The organism is Rossellomorea sp. ABR4_012 (assembly GCF_056159545.1).
The window spans coordinates 308,454-320,000 of sequence record NZ_JBSWVK010000001.1 but is presented as its reverse complement, the minus strand read 5'-3'; the positions used below and the strand labels follow the sequence as shown (position 1 = coordinate 320,000).

The following is an 11,547-nucleotide window of genomic DNA, read 5'->3' as shown; positions in this document are numbered from 1 at the left end:
TGAGCAATGGGGGGACGCAGGAGGATAGGGTAAGCGCACTGCTGGATATGTGCGTCTAAGCAGTTAGGCTGATGATGAGGCAAATCCCATCATCGCGAAGGCTGAGCTGTGATAGCGAGCGAATTATAGTAGCGAAGTTCCTGATTCCACACTGCCAAGAAAAGCCTCTAGCGAGGAAAAAGGTGCCCGTACCGCAAACCGACACAGGTAGGCGAGGAGAGAATCCTAAGGTGAGCGAGAGAACTCTCGTTAAGGAACTCGGCAAAATGACCCCGTAACTTCGGGAGAAGGGGTGCTCTTTGAGGTGCATAGCCTCGAAGAGCCGCAGTGAATAGGCCCAGGCGACTGTTTAGCAAAAACACAGGTCTCTGCGAAGCCGTAAGGCGAAGTATAGGGGCTGACGCCTGCCCGGTGCTGGAAGGTTAAGAGGAGTGCTTAGCGCAAGCGAAGGTGCGAATCGAAGCCCCAGTAAACGGCGGCCGTAACTATAACGGTCCTAAGGTAGCGAAATTCCTTGTCGGGTAAGTTCCGACCCGCACGAAAGGCGTAACGATCTGGGCACTGTCTCAACGAGAGACTCGGTGAAATTATAGTACCTGTGAAGATGCAGGTTACCCGCGACAGGACGGAAAGACCCCGTGGAGCTTTACTGTAGCCTGATATTGAATTTTGGTACAGCTTGTACAGGATAGGTAGGAGCCTTGGAAGCCGGAGCGCCAGCTTCGGTGGAGGCGTTGGTGGGATACTACCCTGGCTGTATTGAAATTCTAACCCGCGCCCCTTATCGGGGTGGGAGACAGTGTCAGGTGGGCAGTTTGACTGGGGCGGTCGCCTCCTAAAGAGTAACGGAGGCGCCCAAAGGTTCCCTCAGAATGGTTGGAAATCATTCGCAGAGTGTAAAGGCACAAGGGAGCTTGACTGCGAGACCTACAAGTCGAGCAGGGACGAAAGTCGGGCTTAGTGATCCGGTGGTTCCGCATGGAAGGGCCATCGCTCAACGGATAAAAGCTACCCCGGGGATAACAGGCTTATCTCCCCCAAGAGTCCACATCGACGGGGAGGTTTGGCACCTCGATGTCGGCTCATCGCATCCTGGGGCTGTAGTCGGTCCCAAGGGTTGGGCTGTTCGCCCATTAAAGCGGTACGCGAGCTGGGTTCAGAACGTCGTGAGACAGTTCGGTCCCTATCCGTCGTGGGCGCAGGAAATTTGAGAGGAGCTGTCCTTAGTACGAGAGGACCGGGATGGACGCACCGCTGGTGTACCAGTTGTCTTGCCAAAGGCATCGCTGGGTAGCTATGTGCGGAAGGGATAAGTGCTGAAAGCATCTAAGCATGAAGCCCCCCTCGAGATGAGATTTCCCATCACTTTATGTGAGTAAGATCCCTAGAAGATGACTAGGTAGATAGGTCAGAGGTGGAAGCATGGTGACATGTGGAGCTGACTGATACTAATCGATCGAGGACTTAACCACAAAGAGTCATTTTTAAATGAACACATTGGTCGATACTCGACTTTCTTGACATCAATCCTTTATCTAGTTTTGAAGGAACAAACCCTTCAATTGAATATTCGTCTGGTGATTATGGCGAAGAGGTCACACCCGTTCCCATGCCGAACACGGAAGTTAAGCTCTTCAGCGCCGATGGTAGTTGGGGGCTCTCCCCCTGTGAGAGTAGGACGTCGCCAGGCAAATAGAAAAAACAGCTCATTTTGGGGCTGTTTTTTTGTTTTATATGTAAAAGTGGACAGCAGAGTTTTGGTATGTCGTGTTAGCTGGTCGTTATTCAGGGATGAAATTGGATATATTATCAAAAATGACGGACTTATTATCAAAAACACGGATTTATTATCAAAATCGAGATGTTTATTATCAAAAATCAAAATATATTATCAAAACCCGATTCCGCACTTTTATCCGAACGCGTGCCGCCATATCGCAATCAACCGAACGCCCGCCGCCAGAGTCCCCAAAATTGCTATCCCGCCTCCTTTTAAAGTATCATTTAACTATAACGAAAACCAAGGAGGAGATACATGTGACGTCCATCTATGATTTTACAGTTGCTAAATCGAACGGCCAAGAGACCTCATTAGAGGAGTATAAAGGGAAGGTCCTGCTGATCGTCAACACGGCGAGCAAGTGCGGTTTCACTCCTCAATTTGAAGAGTTACAGGGGATGTATGAGGAGTTCAAAGAGGATGGACTCGTGGTGCTCGGGTTTCCCAGCGATCAGTTCATGAATCAGGAATTTGAGGAGCAGGATGAGATTATCGAGTTCTGCCAAACAAATTATGGAGTGTCGTTTCCAATGTTTAAGAAAACGGATGTGAAAGGGAAAAATGCTCATCCATTATTTAAATATTTAACGAAAGAAAAGAAGGGATTATTGGTTTCGGATGTCAAATGGAACTTCACTAAATTCCTGGTGGACAAAAACGGTGAGGTGTATGAGCGTTATTCACCTCAGACCAGCCCAAGAAAAATTGAAAGTGATATCAAACTGTTACTGGAACGTTAATGGAAGACTGTCTTCCTTCATGGAAAGAGGAGGGAGAGTGAAAAAATCCATCCTCTTTCAGCTACATTTTCTGTTTGAGAATATCCAGTAATAGATGTGGTGCTTTCTGAGTCGAAACGATTAGAAAGGACCGTATGATCGGATAATCTTCGTTTGTGCGGTTCTTTAATAGTTCGATCCACCATTCTGTTTCGTACCGTGCAATCATGCTCAGGTTGTAGAGTATGGCATAGTGAATCAGAATTTCAGGAATGAAATTGGCTTCATTCCGACTGCTTGGCAGGGCGAGTCGATTCTTGCTTAGATGCCACCTTATTGGCAGCTGCTCACTTTTGTCAGGTACATGGAGAATATTTTTCTTTGGCCATGTATAATTCCCTGTCAGTTTTTCATTCAAATAATGTTTGAATAAATCCTGTGACATATGAAATGTATCAAGTACTGCTTCATCGATGCTAAGTTCATTCTCTGAATTGAACCAGAGCATCGTCTGTCTTTTCAGCAAGACCTGAAAGACTTCCTCCAGTTCCGGGATTTGCACGAGCAGATCCTCCATCTTCAGTTTTTCACCTACGATGTGTTTCACGTGGAACACCAGGACAGAGAAGTGTGAAAACAATCCATTCTTTTGAACCTTCACTTCGTCCTGGAGAAAATGATAATGCTGTTTCTTTCTTTTTCTGGAGGTTACCCCGTGAGCGAGTACCTGGGTTGTTTCAGGATACAAAGGATCCTCCGTTAAAACGATTGCTTTAATAAAATGGATGTACCCGTAAAATAATAAGATCGGCTGCAGTGATATAGGGGATTGCATCGCTTGTTTATAATAAAGTTCCCCTTGTTCCAAGTAGTACATGAATGAATAGCAGTTATCATAACTCTTCGTTTCAGCCTGCTCGAAACCAATTTGTTCATAGCATTTTTTTAGAAACTTCTGGGAGTATTCAGCGGACTGGAAGTAGTGAATGAAGTCCCAATGTTGATTTGTGCTTTCCAATTCGTCACCCTCTAACTATTCTGAAAAGTTAAACTAATTCTAAGGTTCTTGACAGTATTTTAACCAATTGATAACCTACTAATAATATTTTGGGACTAGGGAGGCCGAAAAATATGTGGGAATCTAAATTTGCTAAAGAAGGTTTAACGTTCGATGATGTTTTACTAGTACCTGCAAAATCCGAGGTATTACCAAAAGATGTAAGCATTTCAGTTGAATTAACAGACTCCATCAAGCTTAATGTTCCAGTCATCAGTGCTGGGATGGATACTGTAACAGAGGCTGAAATGGCCATTGCAATGGCTCGCCAGGGTGGACTTGGGATCATCCACAAGAACATGAGTATCGAGCAGCAGGCTGAGCAGGTTGATAAAGTAAAGCGGTCTGAGAGTGGAGTTATTTCTGATCCATTCTTCTTGACTCCTGAACATCAAGTATTTGCTGCTGAGCACTTGATGGGCAAATATAGAATTTCTGGTGTTCCGATTGTGAACAATGAAGAGGAGCAGAAATTGGTTGGGATCTTGACGAATCGTGATCTGCGATTCATTCAGGATTTTTCGATTCAAATTTCGGATGTCATGACGAAAGAAAATCTCGTGACTGCTCCGGTAGGCACAACCCTAGATGAAGCGGAAAAGATCCTTCAGCAGCATAAGATTGAAAAGCTGCCGCTTATCGACCAGGAAGGCGTTCTAAAAGGTTTAATCACCATTAAGGATATTGAAAAAGTAATCGAGTTCCCTAACTCAGCGAAAGACAGTCAAGGGCGCTTATTGGTTGGGGCAGCAGTGGGGATTTCAAAGGATACCCTTACACGCGTCGAACAGCTTGTTAAGGCCAATGTGGATGCGATTGTCATCGATACTGCCCATGGACATTCAGCTGGTGTTCTAAATGTGGTGAGTGAAATTCGTGCAGCGTATCCAGAGTTGAACATCGTTGCTGGAAATGTCGCAACGGCTGAAGCGACTAGAGAGTTGATTGAGGCTGGGGCTGACGTTGTAAAAGTGGGAATCGGTCCCGGATCCATCTGTACAACGCGCGTAGTTGCAGGTGTGGGTGTACCTCAAATCACTGCAATCTATGACTGTGCAACTGAAGCAAGAAAACACGGAAAAGCGATCATTGCAGACGGCGGAATCAAGTTCTCAGGAGACATCGTGAAGGCACTCGCATCTGGCGGACATGCTGTTATGCTCGGAAGCCTGCTTGCAGGTACATCCGAAAGCCCTGGAGAAACAGAAATCTTCCAAGGCCGTCGCTTTAAAGTATACCGCGGAATGGGCTCCCTGAGTTCCATGGAAAAAGGATCAAAGGACCGCTATTTCCAGGAAGAAGCGAAAAAATTTGTTCCTGAAGGCATCGAAGGCCGTATCCCTTACAAAGGCCCGCTGGCGGATACATTGTATCAACTGATCGGCGGACTTCGATCCGGAATGGGCTATTGCGGTACGAAGAATCTCCTTGAGTTGAGAGAAAATGCTCAGTTCATCCGTATGACGGGTGCAGGACTGCGTGAGAGTCATCCGCACGATGTACAAATCACGAAGGAAGCACCAAACTATTCATTATCTTAAGTTTTAATATAAAAGCCGGCGGTTGGTTCCGCCGGCTTTTTTTATGGGGAAAATGGTTGAATGAAGAGGCCGCAAGTCCCTTGTCCTATGCCAAAACTAGGAATATTCTCTGTCTATTCTTACCTTTCGAACTATGATAAAATAACGAAGGTGTACATAAAAACTTGGAGGGCTAAAAGTGAAAAGAAGTTGGGTTCAAAAATCTTTTGTTTGTTTCTTGGTATTTTTGATGGCAATGAGCATGGTGCAAAAACCGGCAAGTGCTCAAGGGGATTTAGATGTTAGCGCAAATGCTGCGATTTTAGTAGAAGCAAGTACCGGTAAAGTTTTATATGAAAAGAACTCTGAGACTGCTCTTGGAATTGCAAGTATGACGAAGATGATGACTGAATACCTTCTGCTTGAAGCGGTAGAAGAAGGTAAAGTGAAGTGGGATCAGAAGTATACGGTTCCTACGAATGTTTCTAAGATGTCTCATAACACGTCATTAAGTAATGTTTCTTTACGTGAAGAAGGAACGTATACGATTAAAGACTTATATGAATCCATGGCTATCTATTCAGCAAATGCTTCAGCGATGGCGATAGCTGAAACGATTGCCGGGTCAGAAGCTAATTTTGCGAAATTAATGAATAAAAAAGCTGAAGAACTTGGCTTGGAAAATTATAAATTTGTTAACTCATCAGGATTGAATAATAAAGACTTGGCTCCTTATGTCGATCAAGTTGTCGGTGGAGCCGAGGAAGAGAATGTAATGTCAGCTAAGGATACTGCTACGCTAGCATATCGACTTCTTAATGATTTTCCGGAAGTACTGGAGACATCCAGTATTGCGAAAAAGGTATTTGCTGAAGGTACCGAAGATCAGTTCAACATGCCTAACTGGAACTGGATGCTTCCTGGTCTGATTCGTGAATATGAAGGCATGGACGGACTTAAAACAGGAACCACCGATTTTGCAGGAGCTTGTTTTACAGGAACTGCAGAGCGAGACGGAATGAGATTCATTACCGTTGTGATGGATGTTCAGGTTGAACCGGGTGAAAACTCATACGATGCCCGTTTTGCGGAAACTAGAAAAATGCTGGATTATGCTTTTAACAACTATACGATGCAAGAGCTTCTTCCTGCAGATTACAAGATTAAGGGACAAAAGACCCTTCCGGTAGTAAAGGGGAAAGAAAAAGAAGTTGGCATCAAGTCTGAATCTGCTCTGAACATGGTCGTAAAGAACGGTGAAGAAGATCAGTACAAGCCTAAATTTGTTGTAGACAAGAAGAAGCTTAATGAGGACGGTAAACTGACGGCGCCTATTAAAGAAGGCGAAAAAGTCGGTTACGTTACATTAGAGTCAAAAGACAAAAATGATTTAGGTTACCTGACAGATAAAGGTGCAAATGCTGCTAAATCATCAGTAGTGACAGTCGAAGGAGTCGAAAAAGCAAACTGGTTTGTTCTTTCAATGAGAGCTGTCGGGGGATTCTTCGGAGATATTTGGGAATCTGTGACATCTACTGTCAAAGGCTGGTTCTAATAAAAATAACGACTCCAGGTTATCATATGGCCTGGGGTTATTTTTATATCTGAATGGGCGTGGCGGATCTGGAAATACTTCCATTATATAGATAAGTAAACCGCCTTCGCTTATCGTCTTGTCCAGCTACAGGGCTTAGAGGCTCATGTCATAAGCCAAATCGGCCAAGAAGGCAAAGATCGCCTTCCAGTCCAATTTGGCTTATGCCACCTGCCTCTGACCAAAGCCCTTCCGCTTTTCGTCTTGACATAACCCAGTTTTTATTGTTTATTTAGCAGTAGGGCAATATCATCATTCCGATTGTTTTAGTCAATTTTTCCTGTTATTTCTACTGAAATGAAAATGAAAAAAACGACGGGCATAGGATAAATATAAGGGGGATACATAAATGAAAACTGGTACAGATCGTGTTAAAAGAGGTATGGCTGAAATGCAAAAAGGCGGCGTCATCATGGACGTTGTCAATGCAGAGCAGGCAAAGATTGCTGAAGCTGCAGGGGCAGTAGCGGTAATGGCTTTAGAACGAGTTCCAGCTGATATCCGTGCTGCTGGAGGAGTAGCGAGAATGGCAGACCCTCGTATTGTGGAAGAAGTAATGGGAGCTGTAACGATTCCGGTTATGGCGAAAGCGCGTATCGGTCATATCGTTGAAGCGAGAGTGCTTGAGTCAATGGGTGTGGACTATCTTGATGAAAGTGAAGTATTAACACCTGCTGATGAAGAGTATCATTTAAATAAAAGAGATTTCACTGTACCGTTCGTATGCGGATGCCGTGATCTAGGAGAAGCAGCGCGCCGTATCGGTGAAGGTGCATCTATGCTTCGTACAAAAGGTGAGCCGGGAACAGGCAACATCGTTGAAGCGGTTCGTCATATGCGTAAAGTAAATGCTCAGGTGCGCAAGCTTGTGAGCATGAGTACAGATGAAATCATGACGGAAGCTAAGCTATTGGGCGCTCCATATGAATTATTATTAGAAATTAAAGAAAATGGCCGTTTACCGGTTGTTAACTTTGCTGCAGGCGGTATCGCGACTCCGGCTGATGCGGCTCTTATGATGGAATTAGGTGCTGACGGTGTATTCGTTGGTTCAGGGATCTTCAAGTCAGAAAACCCTGAGAAGTTTGCAAGAGCGATCGTGGAAGCGACTACTCACTATCAGGACTACAAGTTAATTGCTGAGCTGTCCAAAGAGTTGGGTGTGGCTATGAAGGGTGTAGAAATTTCTTCTATTCTGCCAGAACAGCGCATGCAAGACCGAGGATGGTAAGAGGTACATTATGATGAGAATTGGTGTATTAGGACTTCAAGGGGCTGTCAGAGAGCATGTACGATCCATTGAGGCATGTGATGCCGAAGCAGTGGTGGTGAAGCGTACGGAGCAGCTGGACGAGCTGGACGGCTTGATCATGCCAGGTGGAGAAAGTACAACGATGAGACGCCTCATCGACCGCTATGGATTTTTAGAGCCGCTGAAAGAATTTGCAGCAACCGGAAAACCGATTTTCGGTACATGTGCAGGCCTTATCCTTTTAGCAAATAAGATCGTCGGTTATGATGAGCCGCATCTTGGTGTAATGGATGTCATGGTTGAGCGAAATTCCTTTGGACGTCAAAAGGAAAGCTTCGAAGCCGATTTGAACATCGCCCATGTCGGGGACCACTTCAATGCCGTATTCATCCGCGCACCTCACATCGTGGAAGCGGGAGAGGACGTCGAAATCCTTGCCAAGCACAACGAACGGATCGTCCTTGCCCGCCATGGACAATACCTCGGCTGCTCATTCCACCCGGAACTGACAGACGACAATCGTCTAACGGCTTACTTCATCGAAATGGTGAAAGAGTCTAAGGAAAAAGCGGTTTTATAATAATGTTTTATCGTGCTTAATTTCGGCGATGGATAGAGCTGGTACCAGCGGTTGATTGGAGTGCAAGACGAAGACTCCTGCGGGAGATGTGGCCAATGTGAGACTTGTCCAGCTACAGGGCTTAGAGGCAAATGTCATAAGTCAACTCGTCCAAGAAGGCAAAGAACGCCTTCGTGGCCGATTCGCCTTATGCCAAAGCCTCTGAGCAAAGCCCTTCCGCTTTTCTTCCCGCAGGCGAAGCCGAGGAGGCTCACGGGTCACCCGCGGAAAGCGAAGTCTTGCACGGAAATCATTAGCGGCGATTAAACAAGTTAGAAAAAACATTGGCATAAACCTATTGCAAAATGGAAAACATTGTAGTAGATTATGAAATAACCAATATGAGTTTAAAACGTTGACAGGAAATAGTAGTGAAGGCTTCTTGCTGAAAGAGAGCCGGTGGTTGGTGCAAACCGGTGCAGAATCTTTACGAATCCATCCTTGAGTGAAATACTGAACCGTTCAGTAGGTATTTTCGGTGATTCCGTTACCATCTCTAAGAGGAAAGCAGCTTTGTTGTTTTCAATTAGGGTGGCAACGCGGAAACCTCCGTCCCTTTTACCAGGGACGGGGGTTTTTTTATTTTCCCGGATCCTGCCATCGTTCTAACCAACAAACACATATCATTAAAGGAGGAACAAACATGTTAGACATTAAATACTTACGTGCCAATTTGGAAGATGTGAAAAACCGTCTTCAGCATCGCGGGGAAGACCTTGAGGACTTTGATAAGTTTGAAGAACTTGATAAGAGAAGAAGAGAGCTTCTTGTTGAAAGTGAAAACTTAAAGAGCAAGCGTAACGAAGTTTCTCAAAAAATCGCTCAGATGAAAAAGGAGAAGCAGGATGCAGAGGATATGATCGTTGAAATGCGTGAAGTCGGCAGCATGGTCAAGAAGCTCGATGATGAGCTTAGAGGCATCGAGGAAGAGTTGGAGCGTATCCTTCTGTCTATCCCAAATATTCCTCATGAATCTGTTCCAGTCGGCGAAACAGAGGACGACAACGTGGAAGCCCGCAAATGGGGTGAAATCCGTGAGTTCGAATTTGAAGCAAAGCCGCACTGGGATATTGCAACAGGACTTGATATCCTTGACTTTGAGCGTGCAGGGAAAGTAACGGGAAGCCGCTTTGTATTCTATAAAGGGTTGGGTGCAAGACTTGAGCGTGCGTTATTGAACTTCATGATGGACCTGCACATGGATGAGCACGGATATACAGAAATGATCCCGCCATTCCTAGTGAACCGTGCAAGCATGACAGGAACGGGGCAGCTTCCGAAATTTGAAGAAGATGCTTTCCGTATCGAAAGTGAAGATTATTTCCTTGTTCCGACAGCAGAAGTGCCAGTAACGAATTATCACCGAGATGAAATCATCAAAGGTGAAGAGCTGCCGATCAGCTATGTAGCTTACAGCGCTAACTTCCGTTCTGAAGCGGGATCTGCCGGACGAGATACAAGAGGACTGATTCGTCAGCATCAATTCAATAAAGTAGAGCTTGTCCGCTTTGTGAAGCCTGAGGATTCTTACGATGAACTTGAGAAGCTGACAGGACATGCTGAAAAAGTCCTTCAGCTCCTGGGACTGCCATACCGCGTTTTATCAATGTGTACCGCGGATCTTGGCTTCACGGCTGCTAAGAAATATGATATCGAGGTTTGGATTCCAAGCTACGGAACATACCGTGAGATTTCTTCTTGCAGTAACTTCGAAGGCTTCCAGGCGAGACGTGCGAATATCCGTTTCAGAAGGGAAGCAAATGCAAAACCTGAACACGTTCACACATTGAATGGTTCTGGATTGGCGATTGGCCGTACTGTTGCGGCTCTATTGGAAAACTACCAGCAGGAAGACGGATCTGTCATTGTACCGGAAGTTCTGCGTCCATACATGGGTGGAGCAGAAGTGATAAAATAATAGTATTTTTAAAGGTATTCGGCAAAGTGCCGGGTACCTTTAATCTTTTTTAGAAAAGTGCTTGACTCTATTTTCTCACCGTGATATTATAATTCTTGTCGATACGGAGGAATACCCAAGTCCGGCTGAAGGGATCGGTCTTGAAAACCGACAGGGGTGTTAAAGCCCGCGGGGGTTCGAATCCCTCTTCCTCCGCCATTGATTTATTTATAACCATAGCGCATAAATTGGAGATTTTTAAATTCGTTACTGGAGATGTAACGAATTTTTTTGGTTTCTATAGATTTTTATAAATTGATAATAGTTTGATAATTTGAGGATTTTTTTTATTAAAGATAATCTTTTGAATACCGCTTTTGATTTCCGTGGAAGACTTCGCTTTCCGCGGGCGGTTGGTGAGCCTCCTCAATCAAGGCGGCAACTGTCCAGCTGCAGGGCTTAGAGGCACATGACATAAGCCAAACCGACCAAGAAGGCAAAGAGCGCCTTCCAGGCCGATTCGTCTTAAGTCACCCGCCTCTGAACAAAGCCCTTCCGCTTTTCTGATAGGAGTCTTCGTCTTCCACTCCAATCAAAAGCTAGATACGGTTAAGACCAAATAAGGATCTTAAAAAACCCATGAAATTTATAAAAGCCCTGTACGGTTAAAATGTACAAGGCTTTTTCTCTATTTTAAATTCTCTATATCACTTCTGGTGTTACTATCCTCGTTGTAATTCAGCACGCCCATTTCTTTGATGTTTCTGCGTGTTTCTTCGGTTCCCAGTTTGTAGATCATTTCAAAAATTTCTTTCATTGAGTGGTCATATTGTGCATTTTCAGGATCTTTATGGTATTCACGGAATGGAATATGCGCCCTGGTAAACGTCGACATCTCATCATCATAATTTTTTTCTAATAGCGTCTTCAGGTGGTTAACTTCCTCAGGAGTAGCCTGAATTTGATAGCTTACACTTTTCGCTTCTTCGGCATGAGGCACGATATCCCCGCTGCTAATATCTATAAAGTACGTATCTCTCGTTTCCATGCTATTCATCTCCCTTAAATTCTTTTCTTGTTATATACATACCTCCTATCGGGTGGAAATA

8 protein-coding genes, 1 tRNA gene, 2 rRNA genes and 1 other annotated feature (1 of these 12 cut by a window edge) are annotated in these 11,547 nt (G+C 44.8%); of the genes, 9 read left to right on the top strand and 2 right to left on the bottom strand.

The window, feature by feature from the left end:
• The 3 genes from ACXAFV_RS01705 to ACXAFV_RS01695 form a co-directional block, all read left to right on the top strand.
• Nucleotides 1-1,472: ribosomal RNA gene (locus tag ACXAFV_RS01705) — 23S ribosomal RNA — on the top strand; it begins 1,464 nt to the left of the window's first position.
• Between the two features lie 101 nt (nucleotides 1,473-1,573).
• Nucleotides 1,574-1,690: ribosomal RNA gene (gene rrf, locus ACXAFV_RS01700) — 5S ribosomal RNA — on the top strand.
• A 347-nt stretch (nucleotides 1,691-2,037) separates the two neighbouring features.
• Nucleotides 2,038-2,520, top strand: a complete 483-nt coding sequence (locus ACXAFV_RS01695) for a glutathione peroxidase (RefSeq protein ID WP_475124007.1) — start codon at nucleotides 2,038-2,040, stop codon at nucleotides 2,518-2,520.
• Between the two features lie 61 nt (nucleotides 2,521-2,581).
• On the opposite strand, the gene ACXAFV_RS01690 is transcribed toward ACXAFV_RS01695, so the two are convergent.
• Nucleotides 2,582-3,517 (bottom strand): YaaC family protein, encoded by a 936-nt coding sequence (locus ACXAFV_RS01690; protein WP_475124006.1) that lies wholly within the window; start codon nucleotides 3,515-3,517, stop codon nucleotides 2,582-2,584.
• A gap of 113 nt (nucleotides 3,518-3,630) precedes the next feature.
• On the opposite strand from ACXAFV_RS01690, the gene guaB reads away from it, so the two are divergent.
• The 6 genes from guaB (at nucleotide 3,631) to ACXAFV_RS01660 (ending at nucleotide 10,657) form a co-directional block, all read left to right on the top strand.
• The gene (gene guaB / locus ACXAFV_RS01685) at nucleotides 3,631-5,097 is read left to right on the top strand and encodes an IMP dehydrogenase (RefSeq protein ID WP_475124005.1); all 1,467 of its coding nucleotides are present in this window, start codon (nucleotides 3,631-3,633) and stop codon (nucleotides 5,095-5,097) included.
• Between the two features lie 178 nt (nucleotides 5,098-5,275).
• On the top strand, nucleotides 5,276-6,631 hold the full coding sequence (locus ACXAFV_RS01680) for a serine hydrolase (protein WP_475124003.1): 1,356 nt from the start codon (nucleotides 5,276-5,278) through the stop codon (nucleotides 6,629-6,631).
• A 388-nt stretch (nucleotides 6,632-7,019) separates the two neighbouring features.
• A complete protein-coding gene (pdxS, locus tag ACXAFV_RS01675) occupies nucleotides 7,020-7,901 on the top strand; it encodes a pyridoxal 5'-phosphate synthase lyase subunit PdxS (protein WP_475124001.1) in 882 nt (293 codons plus the stop codon).
• Between the two features lie 10 nt (nucleotides 7,902-7,911).
• Entirely contained in the window at nucleotides 7,912-8,502 is a 591-nt protein-coding gene (pdxT, locus tag ACXAFV_RS01670; protein ID WP_475123999.1) for a pyridoxal 5'-phosphate synthase glutaminase subunit PdxT, read from the top strand.
• Nucleotides 8,503-8,887: 385 nt separating this feature from the next.
• Nucleotides 8,888-9,101: a binding site (T-box leader), on the top strand.
• Between the two features lie 83 nt (nucleotides 9,102-9,184).
• Nucleotides 9,185-10,459 carry a serine--tRNA ligase gene (serS, locus tag ACXAFV_RS01665; protein ID WP_475123997.1) on the top strand — a complete coding sequence of 425 codons (1,275 nt, stop codon included), beginning with the start codon at nucleotides 9,185-9,187 and terminating at the stop codon, nucleotides 10,457-10,459.
• Between the two features lie 105 nt (nucleotides 10,460-10,564).
• Nucleotides 10,565-10,657, top strand: a tRNA-Ser gene (locus ACXAFV_RS01660).
• Between the two features lie 469 nt (nucleotides 10,658-11,126).
• Here the strand turns inward: ACXAFV_RS01660 and ACXAFV_RS01655 are convergent.
• Nucleotides 11,127-11,486 carry a hydrolase gene (locus tag ACXAFV_RS01655; protein WP_475123996.1) on the bottom strand — a complete coding sequence of 120 codons (360 nt, stop codon included), beginning with the start codon at nucleotides 11,484-11,486 and terminating at the stop codon, nucleotides 11,127-11,129.
• Nucleotides 11,487-11,547: the final 61 nt, after the last annotated feature.

What these genes read in the sequence shown, in the direction of transcription:
- guaB (WP_475124005.1), top strand. Translation starts at nt 3,631, where the DNA reads ATGTGGGAATCTAAATTTGCTAAAGAAGGTTTAACGTTCGATGATGTT.
- pdxS (WP_475124001.1), top strand. Translation starts at nt 7,020, where the DNA reads ATGAAAACTGGTACAGATCGTGTTAAAAGAGGTATGGCTGAAATGCAA.
- pdxT (WP_475123999.1), top strand. Translation starts at nt 7,912, where the DNA reads ATGATGAGAATTGGTGTATTAGGACTTCAAGGGGCTGTCAGAGAGCAT.
- serS (WP_475123997.1), top strand. Translation starts at nt 9,185, where the DNA reads ATGTTAGACATTAAATACTTACGTGCCAATTTGGAAGATGTGAAAAAC.
- ACXAFV_RS01655 (WP_475123996.1), bottom strand. Translation starts at nt 11,486, where the DNA reads ATGGAAACGAGAGATACGTACTTTATAGATATTAGCAGCGGGGATATC.